The 22,559-nt window shown below is 62.4% G+C and carries 14 protein-coding genes; 6 read left to right on the forward strand and 8 right to left on the reverse strand.

Annotated elements, in window-relative coordinates; genetic code table 11:
* The first annotated feature begins 14 nt into the window (after window positions 1-14).
* The 4 genes from PSEEN_RS13620 (at window position 15) to PSEEN_RS13635 (ending at window position 5,140) form a co-directional block, all read left to right on the forward strand.
* A complete protein-coding gene (locus PSEEN_RS13620) occupies window positions 15-695 on the forward strand; it encodes a C39 family peptidase (RefSeq protein WP_011534104.1) in 681 nt (226 codons plus the stop codon).
* Between the two features lie 32 nt (window positions 696-727).
* Window positions 728-1,474 (forward strand): hypothetical protein, encoded by a 747-nt coding sequence (locus tag PSEEN_RS13625; protein ID WP_011534105.1) that lies wholly within the window; start codon window positions 728-730, stop codon window positions 1,472-1,474.
* Between the two features lie 47 nt (window positions 1,475-1,521).
* The gene (locus PSEEN_RS13630) at window positions 1,522-2,805 is read left to right on the forward strand and encodes a transporter (RefSeq protein ID WP_011534106.1); all 1,284 of its coding nucleotides are present in this window, start codon (window positions 1,522-1,524) and stop codon (window positions 2,803-2,805) included.
* Between the two features lie 145 nt (window positions 2,806-2,950).
* On the forward strand, window positions 2,951-5,140 hold the full coding sequence (locus tag PSEEN_RS13635) for an LTA synthase family protein (RefSeq protein ID WP_373694306.1): 2,190 nt from the start codon (window positions 2,951-2,953) through the stop codon (window positions 5,138-5,140).
* 190 nt (window positions 5,141-5,330) lie between these two features.
* Here the strand turns inward: PSEEN_RS13635 and PSEEN_RS13640 are convergent, their stop codons facing one another.
* The 7 genes from PSEEN_RS13640 to PSEEN_RS13665 all read right to left on the reverse strand — a co-directional run bounded on the left by PSEEN_RS13640 (window position 5,331) and on the right by PSEEN_RS13665 (window position 12,682).
* Window positions 5,331-6,137: a CpsD/CapB family tyrosine-protein kinase gene (locus tag PSEEN_RS13640; protein WP_044488146.1), complete on the reverse strand. Its 807-nt coding sequence runs from the start codon at window positions 6,135-6,137 to the stop codon at window positions 5,331-5,333.
* A gap of 11 nt (window positions 6,138-6,148) precedes the next feature.
* A complete protein-coding gene (locus PSEEN_RS13645) occupies window positions 6,149-7,717 on the reverse strand; it encodes a GumC family protein (protein WP_011534109.1) in 1,569 nt (522 codons plus the stop codon).
* Between the two features lie 21 nt (window positions 7,718-7,738).
* On the reverse strand, window positions 7,739-8,854 hold the full coding sequence (locus tag PSEEN_RS13650) for a hypothetical protein (RefSeq protein WP_044488148.1): 1,116 nt from the start codon (window positions 8,852-8,854) through the stop codon (window positions 7,739-7,741).
* A gap of 27 nt (window positions 8,855-8,881) precedes the next feature.
* Window positions 8,882-9,439, reverse strand: coding sequence for a polysaccharide biosynthesis/export family protein (locus tag PSEEN_RS13655; protein WP_044488150.1), 558 nt, complete (start codon window positions 9,437-9,439; stop codon window positions 8,882-8,884).
* Window positions 9,440-9,753: 314 nt separating this feature from the next.
* Window positions 9,754-9,930 carry an EPS-associated small membrane protein EppA gene (gene eppA, locus PSEEN_RS26870; protein WP_167535660.1) on the reverse strand — a complete coding sequence of 59 codons (177 nt, stop codon included), beginning with the start codon at window positions 9,928-9,930 and terminating at the stop codon, window positions 9,754-9,756.
* Window positions 9,931-10,363: 433 nt separating this feature from the next.
* Window positions 10,364-11,482 carry a glycosyltransferase family 61 protein gene (locus tag PSEEN_RS13660; protein ID WP_011534113.1) on the reverse strand — a complete coding sequence of 373 codons (1,119 nt, stop codon included), beginning with the start codon at window positions 11,480-11,482 and terminating at the stop codon, window positions 10,364-10,366.
* A gap of 45 nt (window positions 11,483-11,527) precedes the next feature.
* Window positions 11,528-12,682: a hypothetical protein gene (locus tag PSEEN_RS13665; RefSeq protein ID WP_011534114.1), complete on the reverse strand. Its 1,155-nt coding sequence runs from the start codon at window positions 12,680-12,682 to the stop codon at window positions 11,528-11,530.
* Between the two features lie 367 nt (window positions 12,683-13,049).
* Here PSEEN_RS13665 and PSEEN_RS13670 point away from each other — a divergent pair, with 367 nt between their 5' ends.
* Window positions 13,050-16,835 (forward strand): dermonecrotic toxin domain-containing protein, encoded by a 3,786-nt coding sequence (locus tag PSEEN_RS13670; RefSeq protein WP_011534115.1) that lies wholly within the window; start codon window positions 13,050-13,052, stop codon window positions 16,833-16,835.
* 3 nt (window positions 16,836-16,838) lie between these two features.
* Here PSEEN_RS13670 and PSEEN_RS13675 read toward each other — a convergent pair whose 3' ends face one another.
* Window positions 16,839-19,073 (reverse strand): EAL domain-containing protein, encoded by a 2,235-nt coding sequence (locus PSEEN_RS13675; RefSeq protein ID WP_011534116.1) that lies wholly within the window; start codon window positions 19,071-19,073, stop codon window positions 16,839-16,841.
* 147 nt (window positions 19,074-19,220) lie between these two features.
* Between PSEEN_RS13675 and PSEEN_RS13680 the strand changes: the two genes are divergently transcribed.
* Window positions 19,221-22,493 (forward strand): dermonecrotic toxin domain-containing protein, encoded by a 3,273-nt coding sequence (locus tag PSEEN_RS13680; protein ID WP_011534117.1) that lies wholly within the window; start codon window positions 19,221-19,223, stop codon window positions 22,491-22,493.
* Window positions 22,494-22,559 lie beyond the last annotated feature (66 nt).

Raw genomic sequence — 22,559 nt, forward strand, 5'->3', positions numbered from 1 at the left:
GGGGGACAGGGAAAATGCGCATTATCGCCTTGGTATTTTTGCTGTGCGTGGCCAGTGTGAGCGAGGCCGCCCAGATGCCGCTGTCCGTATTGCCGGGTGGCGCAATGATCTACAAGCCAGTGCAAAGCATCCGCGAGCGTAAATTCGTCGACCTGGTGCAACAGAAGACCGACTTCAGCTGCGGCGCCGCGGCGCTGGCAACCATCCTGCGTCAGGCCTACTGGCTCGACGTCGATGAAGAACACATCATCAAGGGCATGCTCGAACATGCCGACCAGGACCTGGTGCGGGTCCAGGGCTTCTCCATGCTCGACATGAAGCGCTACGTGGAAAGCCTCGGCATGCGCGCCCGCGGTTACCGGGTGGCCCCCGAGACCTTGAACAGCATCCGCATCCCCGTGGTGGTGCTGATGGACATCCGCGGCTACAAGCACTTCGTGGTCATGCAGCGGGTCGACAAAGGCTGGGTCTATATCGGTGACCCGGTGCTCGGCCACAAACGCTTCACGGTCGAGGACTTCGTCAAGGGCTGGAACGGCATCATCTTCGCCGTCATCGGCCAGGGCTACGACAAGAGCAACGCCTTGCTCGACCCACCGCTGCCGCTGTCCGCCAAGAACCGCATCAATAACTTCACCCCGGTGCAAGACGCTGAGCTGATCGATTTCGGCTTCATCCGCAGCGACTTCTTCTGATGAAAAGGAGCACCACGCTCCGGGAGCATCCCATGAATACGCGAACCTGGCTGGCACTGGCGTGCCTGGCCGCCAGCCTGTCGACTCAGGCAGAGACCTTCAAGCCCATCGAACTGAAAGACCAGGAACTGGCCAACCTGCGCGGCCGCTACGTGTTGCCGGGGCGCATCGTCAGTTTCGGCATCGTCATGACCAGCACCTGGCAGAACGCCAATGGCGAGGTGATCGGCGCCACGTCCTCGATGCAGATCCAGCATTCGACCATCACGCCGCAGTTCTATGTGTCGATGATCAATGAAAAAGGCAATGGTTCCTCCTCTTCGCAGAGCACTGGAACCGGCACAGTGACGGGTGGTTCCGGCCTCGGCACCACCCAGGGCGTCACCCAGGTCGTGCGCGCGGCCGGTGACTTCAACGCGGCCCAGAACAATGTCGACATCAACGTCTCCAAGGGCAACGAGGCGAGCACGACGCAGCCACAGGGGCAAGTTCTGGCTGCCGGCTCGACGGTGATGGGTAGCAACGGTGCCGGCACACTGAGCGTTTCCGCCAGTAATTCGGGGCTGCAGCTCAATATCGACGCCGGCAACAACCAGGGCAGCAGCCTGCAGCGCCTGGCCCAGGGCGGCCTGATGCAGAACACCACCTTGCTCGGCTCCGGCAACCGGGTGAACAACCTCACCTCCCTGAATATCGTGCTGCGCGACGGTGCGGCGGCAGCCGGATCGGTCGGTACCAATCTTGACCAGCTCAAAGGCCTACGCACTTCCGGATACTGATCTACGCTCAGTCTCATCTTTTGGTAGTCAGAAGGGACGGCTAACTCATGCACCGATTGTCGACACTCCGCGCTATTGTCTGTTTGAGTACCCTGGCCCCGGCCGGTTTGCTACACGCGGCAACGGACCCGCAGGTCGAAGCGCTGAAACAGGAACTCATCCAGTTGAAGCAGCGCTACGAGGCACAACAGAACGCGCTGATGGTGTTGGAGCAACGTCTTCGCCAGGTCGAGGAAGCGCCGCAGGCCGCGCCACCCAAGCGCCTGGTTCGGTCCCCCGCGGAGAAGGTCAAGGGCGCGCAGACCGTGGCTTCAGGGGCGCCGGGCGCCTCTGGCAGCTCGTATGGCCAGTCGCTCAAGGACGACTCTGAACCCGCGCAGAGCGTGTCCAACCTGTATGACGAGGCCAGCGGTTTCTTCGGTGGCGGCAAGTTCAGCGTCGAAACCGGCCTGACCTACTCGCGCTACGACACCCAGGCACTGGTGCTCAACGGTTTCCTGGCGCTGGACTCGATCTTCCTCGGCAACATCAACATCGACCGCATCAAGGCGGATGTCTGGACACTGGACCTGACCGCACGCTACAACGTCGACCAGCGCTGGCAATTCGACGTCAACGTTCCGATCGTCTATCGCGAGTCCACTTACTCCTCCGGCGGCGTTCAGGGCTCCGGCAAGAATGCCTCCGACGCGAGCGTTACCCGCGACCCTGAGATCGGCGATGTCAACTTCGGCGTGGCCTACAAGTTCATCGATGAATCGGAAAACTGGCCCGACGCCGTCGCGACGCTACGGGTGAAAGCCCCGACCGGCAAGGACCCCTACGGTATCAAGCTGGTCCAGGCCGACCCTTCCAACGACAACCTGTTCGTGCCCGAAAGCCTGCCCACCGGCAATGGTGTCTGGGCGATCACGCCAGGCATCTCGCTGGTCAAGACCTTCGACCCGGCCGTGCTGTTCGGCAGCCTGTCCTACACCTACAACATGCAGGACTCGTTCAGCGACATAAGCCCCACGGTCAACACCAAGGTGGGGGGTGATGTGAAACTGGGTGATTCCTGGCAGATCGGCGGCGGTATCGCATTCGCCCTGAACGAGAAAATGAGCATGTCGTTCTCGGTCACCGACCAGTTCGCCCGCAAGAGCAAGATCAAGCAGGACGGCGGTGACTGGCAGTCGATCACCAACAGCGACTACAACGCCGCGAACTTCAACGTCGGCCTGACCTTCGCCGCCTCGAACAACCTGACCATCGTGCCCAACCTGTCCATCGGCCTCACCGAGGACGCGCCGGACTTCGCCTTCAGCCTGAAATTCCCCTACTACTTCTGACCTTGCCAGTTGAATGGGCCCGCCGTGCGGGCCCATCATTTGGTAACCAGCCTTGTCCTACAGACGCTGCGTATGCGTGGCCTGATATCATTCGGCACATTTATGTGACGATTTGATGGCAAGAAGGAACGCTTACGTGAGAAACATGCTTGGCCACCCCCGCGCCCGGTTGCTCGCCCTGGCCACGCTGGTGCTGGCCATTCCCCTGGCAGCACGCGCCCTGCTGGGCTGGTCCGACCCGCTGGGGTACCTGTCCGACCTGGCAATCGGCAGCCTGCTGGTGTTGCTGTTGCAGCGTGCGCCACTGTGGCTGGCGCTGCCCGTGGTGCTGGCCTGGGCCGGCCTGCTGGTGGCTTCGGCGGAGCTGGTCAGCGCGGTCGGGCGCCTGCCCAACCAGACGGACCTCACCTACCTGTTCGATCCGCAGTTCATGGAGAATTCCACCGGTGGCACCCTGGCCAGGCCTTGGTTGCCGTGGCTGCTGGTAGGCGCCCTGCTCGCCTGGCTGGCGACAGCCTGCTTCGGGAAGCGTCAAGGCGCAGCCCTGCCGCGCAAGGCATGGGCCGTGCCGGCGGTCTTGCTGGCGATGCATTGGGGCAGCCAACAGCTCGCGCCGTCGGAGGCCGATCAATGGCGCCAATACAACCTGCCACACCAACTGCTGTCGGCGGCAGCGGGCCAGTTGCAGCAGCGGGCCCAGGTGCTGGTCGTGGGGGAAACACCCGTCACACCGCTGCCCATTGCCGGCCTCACCCAGGCCGACCTGCACGGCCAGCGGTTGTTCGACGGCCCGGGCGCGGCGCGCAACCTGCTGATCATCACCGTCGAAGGCATCCCGGGCACCTATATTCGAGCGAACCGTCAGGCCGTGGGTGGCCCGTTCGATGAAGAGCTCATGCCCAACCTCAGCCGCTGGGCCGAACGCGGCATGAACACGCCCGACTACGTGTTGCACACCCACCAGACCATTCGCGGCCTGTACGCCATGCTCTGTGGTGACTACGACAAGCTGGCCAACGGCACCCCAAAAGGTGTCGAACTGCTGACCCAGAACGTTCGCAATCAAGCCTGCCTGCCCGCGCAATTGCGCCAGGCCGGTTTCAGCACCCACTACCTGCAAGGGGCCGGGCTTCGCTTCATGGCCAAGGACCGGATCATGCCGCACATCGGTTTCGACCAGGTGCACGGCCTCGAGTGGTTCAGCAACGCGAACTACCTGGAGTTCCCTTGGGGCAAGGACGATCGTGCGTTCTTCGAAGGCGCCCTGGATTACGTGGGCCAGCTGCGCAGGCAGCCACAACCCTGGATGCTCACCTTGCTGACCGTGGGCACCCACCAGCCCTACTCCGCACCTGACGACTACCTACAGCGCCATGCCACCGCCAAACAGGCCGCCGTCGCCTATCTCGACGACGCCCTGGGCAGTTTTCTCGACGCACTGGAACGCGAAGGGGTGCTGAAAGACACCCTGGTGGTCGTCACCTCGGACGAGTCCCACGGCATCGATGGCGTGCGACTGGCCTCATCGTGGGGCTTCAACCTTACCCTGGCGCCTGAGCAAGCACAGCTGCCCAGACTCAACAGAGGCACCTACGGCCATGTAGACCTGACTGCCTCGCTGCTCGACTACTTCACCCTGCCGATCCCGGCGGCGCTGGCGGGGCGTTCGTTGTACCGTGATTACGCTACCGGCCGCGAAATGATCGCCTACACCAACGGTGTGCTGCGCTACCACGACGGCCAAGGCACGTTCAGCGAATGTGATTTCCAGCAACGCTGCCGGCGCTACGCCAGCGAAGGTTTCATCACTCGCCAGGCCCGCTTTCTGGGCCATGGCGAGCACACCCTCGGCCCGCAGATCAACTTGCTGGCCGCCACCCTCGACCAGTCGCTGCTGAACACCCCGCTCAACCTGCGCTACCAGTTCGGCGGCCCTGCGCCCATCGCGCTGCAGGACCGCATTCGTGACGACTGGGCGGACAACCTGATTGGTGCGCAATACCTGGAAATGCCCGAGGGCTCGCGTACCCGGGTACGCGTCAAGATCCGGGCGCTCGACCCGAAACACGAAGCCTATATCCAGTTGAAGGCCAAGGAGCGTGAGCAGGATGTCGCGCTGGGGCTGCCCGAAGAAGTACGGGTAACGGCCGACCAGCCACTGGAAATGGAGTTCGACTTCGACAACCCGAGCGAGCGCAAGGCGTTCTCCTTCCACCTGCTGGGCTATGGTGGTGGTGAAGTCGAGGTGAGTGATTTCAGCGTGATTACCGCACTGCCAGGCGAAGAAGAAACCCTGGAGGAGCGCGTGGACGGACATATCGCCCAATCCACCTGACAGCGATTGCCTTGCGGCGTTCTCGAGATCGGGCGCCGCTGCGCGCCGCATCGCGGATGAATCCGCTCCTACAGGCGATCGAGGCGACGGCAAGTCGCGTCGAGAAAACCGGTCCTGTCAGGCATGGCCACGTTGTAGGAGCGGATTCATCCGCGATGCGCCGCGCGCGCGGCGCTCGGTCTCACAGGCGCTAGTAGTAAGAACGCTTCTGCGGCTCCGCCTTGTTCAGCACCGCGCCGATCAGGTTGGCCGTGGCCAGGTGATACAGGCAGTCCTCGATCTCCTTCTTGCTGTTAACGCCGTTGGCAACCACCAGCAACACGCAGTCGAATTTGGGCAGCACAGTGATCGCATCGTCGGAACTGAGCAGCGGCGGCAAGTCGAAAATGCAGATACGCGACTCGTAACGTTCGCGCAGATCGCTGATCAGGTTGCTCACTTTCGGGGAAGACAGCATCTCCGTGGACAACGGGATCGGCTCACGCGTTGGCAGTACCACGAAACGCGGCAAGGTCGGGTTGACCATGACCTCTTCGAGCCCGGACTTGCCGGCCAGCAGCTCATTGAGTGCCTTGTCCATCGGCAGCCCCAAGGCACTACCGACTCTCGGGCGACGCAAGTCGAAATCCACCAGCAGCGCCGTCTTGGTCGTGTGGTGAGCGATGCTCATGGCCAGGTTGATCGACAGCACCGTCTTGCCGGCCTCGGGCGTCGGCGATGTAATCGCCAGGGTACGCCACCCCTTCTCTTCCATGGTCTGCAGGATCTGCGTGCGCAGCAGGTCGAACGCCCAGCTCATGTTCGAGTTCTTGTTGTAAGCCACGATTCGATTGCGCTCCAGATGCTCGGCGCGCAGAGGCACGACCTTGGTCTGCACATAATCGAAGGGACCCAGCAGTTCATGCTGCTCCACCAGTGGCACGGGCTGCGGCGTCTCCGAGGCACCCGGTGAAACCTGATGGAGGTTCTTTCCAACAACTGGCGTAATCCTGTCCATCGTGACCTTCCCTATGCAAACCGAGCCATGGCTTTGAACAGCAGAACATCCAGCGGCATATAGAACAGGTGGACGACCACCAGCAGGATAGCCACCAGCAGGATACCCACGCTGACCAGCATCACCCGCCATTTCCTGCGCCGAGCCAGATCCGCCTGAGTGGAGATGTAGGGAACAGCAACCAGCACACGTTTACCCAGGACGCTCTCCAAGGCCCCCACACCGCGTATGCGCTGGTTCAGCAACTCCAGCAGCATGACCAATGCACCACCACCAGCCGGTGCCAGCACCAGGCCAAGGGCGACGATTTTCTTGCGATTGGGCTTGACCGGCTTCTCGGGCATCAGCGGGGGTTCGAGCAGCACGAAGCGTTCAGCCTTGTTTTCCTGCTCCAGGCTCTCGGTGATCTTGGCGCCCATTTCCTTGGCGCGGATCTCCTCGTACTTCTTGCGTGCGTTGTCGTGATCGCGCATCAAGGTGACCAGGCCACGTTCGACCTGTGGCGCTTCGAGGATCTGCGCCTCGTAGCTCTCCATCTTCTTGGTCAGCTCGCGCTTCTGCTGGGCCAACGAAGCGATCGTGTCCTGCGCAGCGACAATCTTGGCCCGGGCGCGGGCCACGTCGAGGCTGACCGATGCCGCCGCCAGGCCCTTGCCGTCGGTGGCACCCTCAAGCGCTTGGATCTTGCGCTGAATCGCGACTACGTCTGGGTGTGCCGGGGTGTATTTGGTCAGCAACCGGGTGTACTCGGCCTTGAGGCTGCCCAGATCCTGCGGCTGCTCGGCGGCCGAGGGGCGAGTGCCGTCGGGGCGAGTGGCCAGACCCGCGTTCGCCGCCGAGAGTTCGAGTTCCAGGTAGCGCAGCTCTTCCTGGGCATTCTTGTAGTCGCGATCCACTTCCCGGAACTCCAGCTCCGAGCGTGACAACATGCTCATGCGCAGTGACTGATTCTCGGGCAAGGCATTGGCGTGAGCCTGTTTGAAGTCCGCCAGCTGGTTTTCCAGCGTGGCCAACTCGCTACCCAGCTTGTCGGCTTCCTGAGTCAGGAATTCGGTGGTTTCACTGGCGCGCTCGGTACGCTGCTTCATGTTCTCGTTGAGGAACAGCGTCACCAGCTCGTTGGCCACTTCCTTGGCGACTTCCGGACGCTTGTGCTCGAACGACACGCTGAACGCCACGGTGGTCTCGCCCCGCCCCTTGACGAAGGTGCTGAGGGTGGTCACGACGATGGCGTTGCGCATCTGGTCGATCTTGTCGGCTTCGCTGAATTGCCGGCCCTTGTCAGCGAACAGGTTGTACTTGTCGATGATCTGCAGCAGGTTCTCGCGGGTCATGACCCGTTGGCGAATGACCTCGATGCGCTCATCGGCGAAGCTGTTGTTGTTGGCCGACACCAGCTCCGGCGAGATCTGCTGCGACTCGACCAGGATGGTGCCGGTCGATTGATAGACCGGCGGCACGGTGACCGCCACACCCACCGTCGCCGCCAGTATGACCACCGCCGTTACCCCCAGTAGCAGGGCCCGGTCCTTGATGATGGCGATGTAGTCTTTCAGGGACAGTTCGTATTCAGATTTCATGGCGGCCACCCAACTGAGGATTCAGAGGTCGGGAAATCTATAAGTCAGCGTCAGTCCAGCGATCGTAGCTTGGGCATCGGGCGAGCCATTTTGTTGGCGCTCCTTGTACATCAACGATAGGCGCAGATCCCAAAAAGGCGAGAATTGTCGACTACCCCAGATGCTGTAAGTCTGCAGCGTGTTCGGCGTCTGCCCCTTGCTGTCCTGCCAGGCTGCGTCGACACCCACGCGGTTGAGCTCGCTGAGCGCGTAGCTCCAACTGCCCCGGATCATGTCCAGTTCGGCGAAACCGCCCTCGGCGCTGGCGACGGTGCTGCGCTCGGCACTGAGGCTGGCATCGGTGCGCAGGCCCCGGTAATTGAGCAACACACCACCTTCTCCGCGGCGCTGGCCAGAGCCGGATACCTGGCTGACGCCAAGATGAACGACGGTTTCCAGTTGATCGGAGAACTGATACTTCATGCCGATGGTCGGCGTGTAACTGTTGGTGGCCACAGCCCCCGCGCTGGTCTGCTCCGGCTCATAGCGCCGTACCCGCATGCTGGTGAAGACGTCGGTGCGTTCGCTCCAGGCATAGGTGTACTTGAGCGTGTTCGCGTACTCGTCGAAACCGGTCAGTGACGGGATGTCATAGCGTGCGTGGTTGTAGGTGGTTTCGTTGTCCAGGGTGCCCCGCTCGCTGAGCGCATAGCTCCAGTCCGCAGTTAGCGTGCTCAGCTTCTGCGTGCCATCGGTGGTGACCACGCCGGTATCCAGCACGGTGCCGGAGAGTGTCGAGCTCTCGATGTACTGCCCACTCAAGCCGAAATGCCCGCGCTCGGTCTCCCGCCGCCAGCCCAGGCTGAGGTCGGGGTCCTCGCGATTGCCCAGCACGCTGGTGTCGGAGGAATGCAGCACGTGCGCCCCCAGCCCCAACCGCCACTCATCGCGGTCGAAGGTGCCGACCAGGCTATAACGTGGCTCGATGATCGTTCGCATCACACCCTTCTCGTCCGAGGTCAGGAGCAATGGGTTGCTGTCGTACTCGACGGTCGTGGGGACCACGACCGAGGATTGCCAGATGGACGCTTGGGCCAAGCCCGTGTACGGCAACATCAGTAACGCTGTTGCAACACTTGTTGTTCGAATAATAGGCACTATGCGGTCTTAATAAGTCGAGCAGGCTCATGGGACGACCAAGGTGTCGCCCGCCTGGAGTTGAAAGTTGGTGGAAAGGTCACGGCCGGAAACCAGGTCCTTGTAACGTACCGGCAGCACTTTTTGGTCGTTGCCCTGGATGCGGATAACCTTGATGTCGCTTACGTCCGCGAATTTGTCCAGTCCGCCCGACAGGCTCAACGCCTGGAGCACGGCGGTCGGCCCAGCCATCGGTACAGGGCCCGGTTTGATGACTTTGCCCTGGACATAGACGACATTGCCGGCCGGGTTGATGATGTCGACACTGACATTCGGCTCGGCAAGGTAGGTTTTAAGCTTGACGCTGATCTTCTGTGCGGCCGTTGCAGCATCCAGCCCGGCTACATCGACTCGGCCAGCCAATGGGAAGGTGATGCTGCCATCGGGAAGCACGGTGGTTTCCCGCCGCAGGGTATCCTCCTGCCAGACGGAAATCAGCACCTTATCACCGGGGCTCAACAGGTAAGGGGTTGTCGGTTCGTTGGCGCCAGATGCACCAGACCACAGCATCAGCACGCCCAGCAGGGTAAGCAGCAAACGCACCATGAGGGGTCCCTCCGGCCAACGGGTGGCCATGCAAAAGAGCACTGAACGAGAACAGCACACTACCTCTTCGCTCCGCTTCGCAGCCACACGGCTCGCTGCGGTGACCCCGATCATCCTGGAGGTCCGCTTGCCAGTTCAGCCACCACCCGAAAGTTATGGTGATGGCTGTTGATGCTGGCTAGTGGAATATAGCAATCGCCCGGGAATTCTCAAGCGCTTGACAGTACTGTCGGTCAGCCTTGACCGTCGATTTGCTGACACCAGCCTGGGAAGGTGCTTGGATCGGGTCAAGCTCAAGCCTTCCAGGCAGGCCGTCAGATCCGTTTTCTATTCGCTACCGCGACAAAACCGATGACGGCGAAGCCAAACAGCCAACCTGCCGTCGCCAGAGGAATGACACTGGACTGATTGATATAAGAATCGGCCGCTCGCGCTGCGCCACTAATAAGCACCAACAGGAAAATCGACTTGATGAACAGTGTCGAGCGCATATTCCCCTCCTGGAAAGAGGACAACCGTTGTAAGTGAGCGGTAGTTTCCATCGCTGGTAAATTGAGCTTATGGGCACAATGACATTACGTCAACGATCCGGCACCATAATAAAAATCAATCGGACATCATCGCGCTCGTCAAAATCCCGCCAACAAATAATGCAACTGTCTTTCCACACATTCAACGCATGAGTCTTTTGATGAATACCAAAGCAATTAAGCATTCAAACACTTTTGCGTAGCAATCCTGCCAAAGGTATGTCGTTATGATCCTTGCTTGCCGCCGTACAGAACACAACACAGTGTTTCATCGGCGAGCATCCAGCGAGAATGATTTTGCTTTCCGCTCATTATTTGACACGTTGCTGCCGCCATTGAAACACGTGCAAGAATCCGGCCTGTTCATGCTTCAGGCGCTAACAACACAAGCGTCTCAGGATGGCAAAAGGTCCAATGTGCGTTCGACCTCGTCGATATCGATCCTGAAACCTTCGCCTTCCGGTACGCCGACCACGAAGGCATAGTGCTGATGGTCCCGGTCGGTCAGGTACTTGTAGTAACTGACAAAACGGTTGGGGGGCTGCAACGCCAGCAAGGTGCAGCCTGCCTGCATGACGTTGACGCCATGGACCAGCTGGCTCCCTTCGACGCCGATCACCACCCGCGCCCCCGCACAGGCCGCGATGATGGTCGGGACATCGTTCTTCATCGGATCGATGACCCGAAAACCCCGGTGTTTGCGCAGGTGCTCGGCAATCTCCAGCTCGTTGCGCAGCAAACGCAGGTCACCGTCACTACCGCGCAGGATGAATACGCCGGGATGCGGCGCATGCGCCACATGCGACAGCAGTTTGTCGCCCATGGCCCGGTAGCGCAGGTGTCGACTGCAGTTATTGCTCAGGTCGTCGAACAACACCAGTTCGCGGATGAACGCGCTGCGCAGCCGCAGTGGCTGCATCCCCAGCCAGTCTTCGTAGGCCGGCCCTTGGGTGAACAGTGGAAATCGCTTGGATGGCGCGGTAGTGATCGGAACACCCTCCTCGCATGCAAGGGCGTAGGTCGGGCAGTCTTCCATCAGCCAGGTACCGAACCAGGTATTGCCGTTCTGCGTGCAGTAGGCCGCCGCCCGTTCAAGCTCATGCTCGACGATGATCCGCGGGAACGTGCTCGGTTTCAGCGACAGCCAGTGGCTGGCTTCACCCTTGTACAGGGCGCCGTCGACCAACCAGACATCCTTGATCAGGTAGCCCCGTGTCGGGCCTTGCTCCGTGGTGATGCCCCCTTCCATGGTGCGCCCGGGGTGCACATAGGGGTAGAAGCGCTTGCCCTCCCAACCGGTCACCCGCTCCATCTGGTTGGGCAGGTAGAACGCCGGGGGCGAGAGCGTGGTTTCGCCCGGGGCAATGTCCCAGCTTTTAGCCGCCACGCGCTTGATGTCCAGGTCCGCCTTGCGTGCGAGGCGCTTCCTCGCCATGTACCTGTAGGCAGCGAGGGTCCAGGCCTGCCGACTGGCTACGGGCACTTCGCCGAGCTTCGTGATATCGCTTTCCATGAGGCGTCCTCCCTTGAGGATGGCGTCGGTGTGCCGGCGCTGGGCTCAGTTGGAAAAGATGCGTTCCATCGAGGGGGGCGACTGCAAATTGGCGTAACGCGTGCGCAGGGTCTCGAGGAACTGCTCGCCAGCGCGACCCGCGCCGTAGAGGTAGATCTTGTGCAGGCCGCCAAAGACCATTTCGTGATAACGGTCGGCGACTTCCTCGTCACTGGCTTCATCCGGCAACCCCAGGTGAAGTGTCAACTTGCTGCCTTCCACGGCGAACAGCGGCGTGTCCCAGAGGAACTGCGCCACGCCGGTCTTGGGCAGGCGCACGAACATGTAGGCGTGATTGCCCAGTGAGTCGATGTCGCCACCACGCCTTCTCTTCCACTTCAACAAGCCATCATCCGGCCGGGCCAGGCATAGGCCAATGTCGTAGTAGTCGAAACCGTGCTCCAAAGCCCACTCCAGCGCCATGAAGGTGGTGATGGAGTTGACCTCGCGCAAGCGCTTGGCATCCGAAAACACCGCCTCGCAATAGCCGAAGCGTAAGGTGCTCCAGTACCGTTTGCCGCCCCGGGTGATCTCGCACCCCAGGTGGCAGGCCACCACCGCCCCCTCGAAGGTGATCAGGTCCAACCGCCCTACCCCCTTGGCCAGGCGAAATACGTCGTCGGTGGGAAACTGCGCCGCATGGATACCCTGGCGTGCCGTGGCATAAGGCCGCAGCAGTTCCCTGTCGGCCATGGCGATCTCTTCATCGTCAAGGGTCTGGCGCATCTGGTACAGCGGCCGGTGCTTGCGAATGCTGCGACGCAGTTCGCTGTCGTAACGGGCGGTTATCTCGTCGAGGGAACGCCCCAGGGGCACCACGGCACTCAGGTAATGAGGCACGTTCAACGCCCCTGACGTGGGCATTTCACTGACCACGACCACATGACCGGATGCAGTCGAGCGACTTTCGCCTTCCGCGACCGGCACATCCCCATGGGATTTGCCGCCAATCAGCAACTTGGCCATGGCCCGTTGTTGTTTTCTACCGATGTAGAGAATCTCGTAGGGGCTTTCCTGCTGCAACTTGAACCTGGCGACTTCCCAACGCCAGAAGCAGGCGCGACTGAGCAGATCCCGCAGTTTGTTAGAAGCATTTCTTATTTCGTAGCGCAGGGAAGGTGATAGAAGTGTCCGGGCAATGGCCGCCAAGTGCGCTTTCATGTCTTCTCCGATGTCCATGCATGCTGCCGGTGGGGCAGATCAGAAAAAGTGGCTTACCCTTGGATATCGCACGTAATTCTTTGATAAACATGACAAACACTTAGCAAGCTGCTCACATCCAGTAACAAGTAAAGATGCGCGACTCGACCTTGGCAAGCGGCCAATTGACATCAATGCTGGTTTTTTAATGACGTCAATTTTTTTATCAGAGCGCTCGTGATTGTAAAACCACCGCTTATAACTACTGCTTCGGTAGAGGTAACGTTTCCCTTATCACGTCCAAGACTGAAAACACCCAGCGTTATGTGCTGCGGGTACACGAGGCGGATGGTGTCTGCTTGCCGCTTCCTTTTACAGGAGCAGCACAATGCCGAACGACATCCCCCATCAGTTGCTGTTGCAGCAACGTTTGCCCACCTGGGCACACCAGGCCACCGCCAAGCAGTGGCGGCTCCTCACGAATGCCCTGGCACCCGTGCAGGGCACCACCGAACAACCCCCAGGCTGGTTCGCCAACGCGGCCCCGGACCTGCGCGAGCAGTTACAGGCCAGCCAATCCCGTCTCGTCCGATCCCAGCAAGCCCTGGCACGGGCGATCAAACCTCTGCGTCAGATCAGCGAGTTCGCCGAGCCGCTGCTTGCAGACCGCTTGCACACGGAGCACGGTTTCGACCACCCACTGCGCAATACCGAGCTGATCCGCATCCATCACCGCTGGACCCACCAGGTGGATGTCGCTCACCACGAGCGCAGCACGCTGCTCGAAGCCGCCCTGCACAACTTTGCCGACAACCTCACCTTCAGCCGTGACAGCGCACTGGCACCCAGCGAAGGCATCCAGGTGCACAAGACCACCGTGACCGGCCAGACCACGCTCGGTGACAGCGAAACCTGGGTGGACGTCGCCATGGCGTCGGAAACCTACACGATTGCCGCCCTGGGGCTGTCACCGGAGGACTTCGCCCGGACGTGCCGCGAGCTGGACCTGGGTCAACGCTACCAGGATCACCTGGCGTCTGTGTTCGCGCCATCCAAGGTTGCCAAGCTCTCTAAGCAGGTCTACAGGGACCAACTGCGCCTTGCAGCGGACATCGGCTTCCTGCGCCATCGCCTGACAGGGGCCGCGCTGGACACGCTCAAGACGCTGCTCGACAGCGGCACCTCCCTGCCTTGTACCCGGCTGAGCCTGTTCGACATCCCCCTGCATGAAGTCCTGATCATGGATGCCGGCGAATCCGGCCTGCTGGTCAGCCTCCCCGGACAGGACCAGGCGCTTCGCCAGTTCACCGGCATGGACAGCGTACACGAGCAACTGTGCAATGACCTGCTCGATGCGGCGTTCCGCCAACGGTTCCTGGACTACGTGCCCCGCCTGCAGCAGGCCACGTTTCTCGACCGCCTGCGGCAGAACCTCGATGCCAACGGCAAATCGCCAACCGACCAGCATTGGCCACGTCGCGCCCAGGCAGACCTGCATATGGCGCAGCTACCGGTAACAGGGGAGATTTTCGATTTTCTGCACAATGACCATGTAGCCCGTCTTCAGGCCGAGGCCCGGCTGTTTGCCGTACCCACCGCAGACGCGGATGAGCGGGAACGCAAGCGGCGCCTGGCGTTGTGGGAAAGCGCGGGCCTGGATGCGCTGATGATTGCCGGCTTCTTCGTTCCCGCCGTGGGTACGTTCATGCTGGCGGTCACCGCCTTCCAACTGCTTGATGAAGCCTACGAAGGCTACGAAGCCTGGCACGCAGGCGACCGCCATCTGGCCTTGCGCCATCTTGAAGCGGTGGGCCTGAACCTCGGCCTGATGGCCGGGCTGCATGTGGCCGGCAAGGTCTTGCCCAGGCTTTTCAACAGCCCGTTGCTCGAAGGCCTGGACCCGATAACCCTGGATGACGGCAGTCAGCGGCTGCGCAAACCCGATCTGGTCGCCTATCAAAGCCCGGTCGAGCTCCCTGACACGGTGCGGCCCAACGCCAAGGGGCAGTACCTGCACCAAGGCCAGCATTTCATTCGTATCGAAGGAAGCACCTATCGCCAGGCGCTGGACAGCACTACGGGACGCTGGCGAATCGTCCATCCGCAACAGGACGACGCCTACCGCCCCTGGCTCGAACACAACGATGAAGGTGCCTGGCACGTCGATCAGGAGGAACCTCAGCGCTGGAGTGATATCCAGTTACTCCGCCGCCTGGGGCCCGGACTTGGCCTGGAGGCATTCGACGACGCCGAACTGCTGGCGGCCCTGGACATCAGTGGCGTCGACCGCGCTCGACTTCAGGAAGTTTACTTGGCGAACCAGCCGACACCCGCTCTGCTGGCTGACACCCTGGTGCGAATGGAAATGGCCAGAGGCTTGCCCGAGCTGGGATCCGAAGCCCTTGAAAGCCTGTATGCAAGCCAGGCTGCAAGCACAATGGAACAGCAACTGATGCAGGCTTGTCCGCGCCTGACCACCCCATTGGCTCGAAGATTGGTGGCACGCCTGTCGGCGCAGGAACGCAGTGCCTGGGTCACGGGGGATCAACTGCCCCCATGGTTACTCACCCAGGCAGCCGAGACGCAAGGACAGCTACCGATCGTCCGCGCGATGGAAGGCCTTTACTACCCGGCCCTGACCAGCCCCGACAGCGAGCGCCTCATGCTGGATTGCCTGGAACGATTGCCTGGCAACGCTGGCGAACTGCGCATTGAACTGCGCCAATCCCGACCGGACGGGAACCTGCTCGCCAGCACCGGGCCTGAGCAGGCGCGCTGGCGGCGCGTACTGATCAAGTCCGCCGACGGCTTCGAAGTCTACACAGGCGATCGGCCTGTCGCCGGCCGCCCACACCGTTCGCTGCTCGATGCGTTGCATGAAACCCTTCCCGAGGCCAAGCGCGAGTCATTGCAAGCGGACAGTTCCGAGGTCCTGGGCGGGCTGCTCAGGCAGCAGGCCGTGCAAGCGCGCGGTGACTGGCCACACCGTCTCTGGGGGCTGAAACGTCCATCGCCGCGCCCTGGCCTGCGCGGCGGAAAACCGCTGACGGCTCAACCGGTGCTGCAATCTCCACGCAATGCATTGTTCGCCCGTTACCGCCGTCTTTACCCCAGGGTCAGCGACCGGCAGATCAGCCAGGTGTTTGCCAACTGGCGACAGCGGCTGATCGCGCCGCAAGCCGAACTGCTTGTCCGTGAACGCTCACTGCGCGACTTGCGTGAGCGATTGGGCGCCTGGGCAGGCGAGATACCGCGCCGCCGCCGCGCGGCACGTGCCATCCTCAACGCCTGGCGGCGCAATACCTTTGCCTGGTTGATCGACGGACGGGCGCTGCATAGCCTCGACCTGTCCGGGCTGGCGCTTGAAAACCGTGACATCGCCGACCTCATGCTTTCCGAGGGCTTCACCCATATCGAGGACCTGAACCTGAGTGACAATGCGGCACTCAGCCATCTGCCCGAGCCACTGCTCAGCGCCTTCCCGCGCCTCACACGCTTGAGCCTTGGCAATTGCCGGTTCACCCACCCTCCGCATGTCGCTGAACCTTCGCAATTGACCTGGCTGGACATGGAGTCCAATCGCGTGACCTGGGATGATCGCGCCCAGGCCGCGCTCGACCGCCTACCCAACCTGGCACTGCTGGACCTGAGCGGTAATCCGTTGTTGCGCGCACCCGCACTCGACCGTCTGCCAGGCTTGCGATCGTTGATGCTCAATAACGCGCACTTGAGTGAACTGCCCAGCGGCCTCGGGCAATTGCGCCAGGCCCTGTTGCTGGACCTTTCGAGCAATACGTTCGAGCGCCTGCCGACAGGCTTCGAGGTCCCTCCCGACGTCGGCAATCCCCTGGCGTTGGAAAGTGACTGGCTGAACCCGGTGATACGCGAGCAGATCGAGAACTATTACCAACAACACGGTATCGACCTGCTGGTCAGTGACTTCGACTACCAGGAACTGTTGCACGACGCCAGCCCTGCCCGCCTGGGCTTATGGCAAAAGCTGCCTTTGCACTATCGCCGGGACTTGCGCGCCATCCTGGACTCCACGCCGTTCGATCGCGATCCGGCCGCGACCCGCGAGGCGCTCTGGCAGCGGATAATCCGCATGGACAACGACCCGGCTTTCCTGCAATACGCCCTTGACCGGCCAGCGGCCGAGCTGCTCGACCTCTGACCGTCATGCACCACGGCGGCGGCTTTCATTGGCCGCCAGCCAACGCGCCAGGTCGGCGGCGGGCATCGGACGCCCGAACAGGAAGCCCTGGCCCTGATCGCACCCGGCATTGCGCAGGAAGTCAAACTGGGCCTGGGTTTCGATACCCTCGGCGGTGATCCTGAAACCCAGGGCATGCCCCAGGTCGATGATTGCCCTGGCCACGGCCACGGCGTCGTCGTCCTCGGGCAAGTCCTTGATGAAGGCCCGATCGATCTTCAGGTGGTCGATCGGCAGGGCTCGCAGGTAGGCGAGCGACGAGTAGCCGGTGCCAAAGTCGTCCACTGCGGTGGCCACGCCCATGGCCTGCAACTGGGCGAGCACCGCACAGGCTTGCTGCTGGCTCTCCATCAACAGGCTTTCGGTGATTTCCACTTCCAGCAGGTTGGCCGGCAGGCCGTGGCGCTCCAGCGCCGACGCCAGGCTGGTGACATAGTCGCTGCGCTCGATCTGCAAGGCCGCCACATTGATCGCCAGCGGCCCGGGCAAGCCATCGCCGGCACGCCAGGCGGCCAGTTGGGCACAGGCCAGCTCCAGCACCCGCTCGCCCAGCGGAATGATCAGGCCGGTGCGCTCGGCCAACGGAATGAATTCGGCCGGAGACACCAGGCCATGGTGCGGATCACGCCAGCGCAGCAGTGCCTCGACACCTTCCAGTTGCCCACTGAACAGGTCGACCTTGGGCTGGTACCACAGCTCGAACTCGTTGTGCTCCAGCGCCCTGCGCAGGTTGCGTTCCAGCTCGAGACGTTGCTGCAGGCGCTCGGTCATGTCCGGGTGGTACGGGCGCCAGGCGTTGCGCCCGCTCTCCTTGGCCGCGTACATGGCGGTGTCGGCGTGGCGCAGCAGGCTGTCGGCGTCTTCACCGTGCTGGGGGCTCCAGGCCAGGCCGATGCTACCGGTGACCAGGGTGGCATTGCCGTTGAGGTCGAACGGCCGCTGCAGGCAACGCAGCAAGGCGCGGATCTGGTGCTGCACCTGCCCCTGGGCACCCTGCAGCATGAACACGAACTCGTCGCCCCCCAAGCGGCATACCCGATCCTGGCTATGCAGTTCCTGCAGGAAGCGCGCGGTGGCCTGCTGCAGCAACAGGTCGCCCATGGGATGGCCGAGGCTGTCGTTGACTTGCTTGAAGCCGTCGATATCGAGCATCAGTACCGCCAGGCCATGGTCCCGCAGGATGGCCTCGGTCAACTGTTGCTGGAACAGCACACGGTTGGGCAACCCGGTGATGGTGTCGTAATGGGCCAGACGTTCCAGTTGCGCCTGATACTGGCGCAACTCGCGGTTACGCAGTTCAAGCAAACGCTGCTTGCGGTTGAGCTGGGCGACGAACAGGCTGAACAACCCGGTGCAGCTCAAGGCGAACAGAAACAGCGGCGAGGCGAACAGGTCCAGCCCCGCCGCGCTCGCCCGAGGCGCGGCCACCAACTGCCAGACACCGCCGGGCACATCGACGGTCATCTTCACCTGGGACGCTTCGAACAACCGGGGGTCGCCCCAGATCAGCGCGCCATCGGCACCCTTGCCGTCGACACCGCGCACGGCCAGTTCAAACTCGGTGTCCGGGCGCAACCCGGCGGTCAGCAGCAGCCGGTCGATATCGGCCACGATCGACACATTGCCCCAGTAGAACTGCACGCCACGCTTGCCCGTGATGAACACCGGGCGTCGGTAGATCAGCGCCCTGCCGCCCTGGTACAGCTGCAGGGGGCCAGCCAATACGGGCCGTGCCTGGTTGCGCGCCGATTGCAGGAGCGGGAATTGATCCGGCAACTGGCGATAGTCCAGCCCGATCAAGCGCTCATTGCCCTGCATCGGGTAGACATCGAAGATCACATCCCCCGGCGCCAGCGCGATATGACGCATGTAGGGCACCGACTGCAAGGCATCGCGGGCCATGCCATGGAAATGCGCCGGGCTGATGCCGCCATCGGCGGCGATCAACTGGGCAATGCCTTCGGCTTCACCGAACGCGGCGCCCAGCTGAGCCTCCAGCGCCCCGCGCATCCCGGCCAGGCGCGCGGCAAGGTTGCCCAGTTGTTCGTTGCGTTCGCGCTGCGCATCGAGGTAGCCGAGGGCAACCGACAGGCCGATGCCGATCAGGGCGAAGCCGACCGGCAGCAGGCGGTTAAGCGTTTGGCGCAGCGCACCCGGGGTGGGCGGCGGCGCTTCATGGGAGAGTTGGGAAAGGGTCATAGTCAGGCGACGAAAGGCTATTGAGCGGTTATCGGCGCGGCGCGAACGAAATTGAGGTTTCTTTTGCCACTCGGCCGGCGCCAGACCTATGTACGACCTGCGGCGCCGCCACGGCGGGTCTGATGGGCCTTTTGCAAGGAACCGCACATGGACGCGAACACGCTCACCCCACACCAGGCTCTCCTCGAACGCCAACTACCCACCTGGACACAGGACGCGACTGCCGAACACTGGCAGCGGCTAGGTGACGCTATCACGCCGGCACAAGGCCTGCCCGGCGCCGAAGCCGACTGGTTCGCCGGTGCAGCGCCCCATCTGCGCGAAGCCGTGGAGGCCAGCCAAGCACGCCTGATGGGCTCGCAGCGCTTGCTGGCCAGACAACTACGCGGCCTTATGAGCATCAACGCGTTCGCCGAGCCCCTGCTCGCCGAACGCTTGCGCAATACCCACGGTTTCAGCGCCCCACTGCGCAAGGCCGGCCTGGTATGGCTGAAGCACTTCTACACCTTCCAGGTGTATGTCACCCATCATGAGCACCGTAACCTGCTTGAAGCGGCCCTGCAGAACTTCAGCGACCAGGTCACGTTCAGTTGGGACAGTGCCCTTGCCCTGGACACTGACTGGACAGCGCTCAAGACCACCGTGATGGGCAAGACGACGCTGGGGGACAGCGAAACCGAGGTGGACATCGCCCTGCCTTCGGAGCAGGTGACCATCAAGCCGCTGGCGCTCTCGCCCACCGCGTTCGCCAGGACCTGTCGCGAGCTTGATATTGGCCAACGTTACCAGGACCATCTCGATACCCTGTTCGCGCCCTCGGCCGTTCGCCAGGCGGCGGTCAGCGTCTACCGTGACAGTCTGCGCCTGGCGGCTGATCTTGCGAGCATACGCCGTCAACTCGATGGTTCGGCATTGGATGCCGTGCGATCACTGCTGAGCGACGGTAGCGCGTCCCCCTGCAGGCAGCTGAGCCTGTTCGGCGTGACCTTGCACGAAGCCGTCATCATCGAAACCGTCGCGCCTGGCCTGCTGCTCCTTTTGCCCGGGCAACAGCAAACGCTGCGCGCCTTCGCCAACCTTGATGCGCTGCATGGGCAATTGCGCTCGGACCTGTTGGATGCCACGTTCCGTCGACGCTTCATGGATTTCGTGCCGAGCGCGCAACGCGTCCAGTTTTCCAGCCGGCTTCGGCAGAACCTCGATGCAAGCGGTGACACACCCGATGATCAAGCCTGGCTGTTGCGCAACGGTGCCGACTTGCACCTGGAGACCTCACCCATCACGGGTGACCTGTACGATTTCCTGCACGATGACCACCTGGCGCGCCTCAAGCGCGAGGCCAGGCAGGTGGCCGTACCCACGGCCGATGCCGACGAGCTGGCCTACAAGGCGCGCAAGGCCCTGTGGAACCGTGTGGGTCTCGATGCACTGATGATCGCAGGCATGTTCGTACCGGCCTTGGGCACGCTCATGACCGCGGTGATTGCCTACCAATTGCTGGATGAGGCCTATGAAGGCTACGAAGCCTGGCAGGTCGGTGACCGCCACGAGGCCCTCGGCCACCTCGAGTCGGTCGCGCTCAACCTGGCGATGATCGGCGGCCTGCACCTCGCGGGTAAAGCCGTGAACAAACTTGGTTCGAGCGCATTGATGGAAAGCCTCGCTCCGGTCACCCTCGACGACGGCAGCCAGCGCCTGTGGCGACCGCTGCCAGGGCGTCTTCTTCAGGACTACCCGCGACTGCAAACACCCATGGCCAGGCGCCTGCAGACCGAAGGGCAACTGCCGTCGAAAGCCACTTCATCGGTGCAGGCCGACTCGACCCGCCAGTTCCTGAACAGCGCGCTGGAAGGCCTTTACCTGCCCGAACAGGCCAGCGCCGACAGCGAGCGCCTGATCATCAATGCCCTGCCCCAGCTCCCCGGCTGGCCTGCGCAACTGCGCCTCGAGCTGCGTGCCGCCTCGCCCCGAGGTACGGTGCTGATGGCCTCGGGCGCCGAGCCGGGCAGCCGTGCCTGCGTGGTGATCAAGTCCGCAGAAGGTTACGAGGCCTACCTCGAGGAGCGACCGGCGCCGCAGCCTCGGGACCATGACCTTGCCAGGGTTGCCCTCCATGCACTGTCCCGCAGCGACCGTCAGGCTATGGGGCTGGCGCACGATGATATCGATAGCCTGCGTGGGGCGATCCATCGCCTGGTGGCGTCTGATAATACGCGTGCGATGCGCCTGCTCGAACCCTCTGCGGTGGGCTGGGCACCGCGCGGCGGGCTGTCGGGCGGAATGGAAGAGGCGGCCCCGCGCATCGACATCGGTGCGGCGTTCCGACGCTACCGGCAGCTCTATCCCGAGGCCGCTGACTTCCAGATCAACGAACAACTGACGCAATGGGTGGAGGCTGGCCTGGACCCTATGCAACAGATGGCCGACCTGGAGCGCCAGCTCATGGACTTTCGCGCAGCACTGCGCGCCTGGGCAGGCGATAGTCCGTTGCGTCATGCCGCCGTCCGCAGACTGGTGAGCAACTGGCAGCGTGTTGCGGAGTTCACCGAGGAGGAAGGGTACGCCGTACACTTGCTCAGCCTGTCCGACCTGGCGTTGACCGATGACGACCTGGCCGCGCTGGCGTTGCCGGACCGTTTCGAGCATATCCGGCGCGTGGACCTCTCCGGCAACCGCGACTTGACCGAGCTGCCTGCTGAGTTCCTCGAACGATTTACCCGGCTGGAGCGCCTGCACCTGATGGACTGCGGGCTGACACAGATCCCCAACATCGCTGTGCCGGAGTCGCTGCAGTGGCTCGACATGCAGGGCAACCGGATCGCCTGGAGCGATTCCAACCAAGCGGCACTCGATCGCCTGAGCGGCCTGCAGCTGCTGGACCTGTCGCACAACCCTCTGGTCCGAAGCCCCGACCTCAGCCAGTTGAACAACCTCGACATGCTCAACCTAAACCACAGTGAGCTGGTGCAATGGCCTGCGGGCATGCGCAGTGACGACGGCTGGCAACCCACGGTGTTCGACCTGCGCGACAACCGCTTCGCGAGCCTGCCACAAGACTTGCAACTGTCTCGCGTTGCCGCCCAGAACCTGTGGTTGGAGAGCGACGAGCTGAGCGAACAGGTCAGCCAGCAGATCCAGGCCTACTACGACCTGCACGGCATCGACCTGCTGGTTGCCGACGTCGACTATGAGGAAATACTCGAAGACACCGACGTCGCCGACTGGGGCATCTGGAACGATTTGCCACTGCCCTATCGCCGTGAGCTCCGAGGCCTGCAGCAATTGCCCGACTACAGCCAGCCACAATTGTGGGAACGGCTGCGCACCTTTACCGATCCTCGGGTAAGAGACTATGCCTTGTCGATCGGCGCAATGAGACTGCTGGAGGACGAGGTGTTCCCTCCGCCCTTCGAGGAGTGACCCCAAGGCCGGTGCTACCCGCCGCTTCATGAGCCAGACTGGTGTTTTTAAGCCGGTGAGCGCATG

Source organism: Pseudomonas entomophila L48 (assembly GCF_000026105.1).
In the GTDB taxonomy this organism is placed as follows: Bacteria; Pseudomonadota; Gammaproteobacteria; order Pseudomonadales; family Pseudomonadaceae; genus Aquipseudomonas; species Aquipseudomonas entomophila.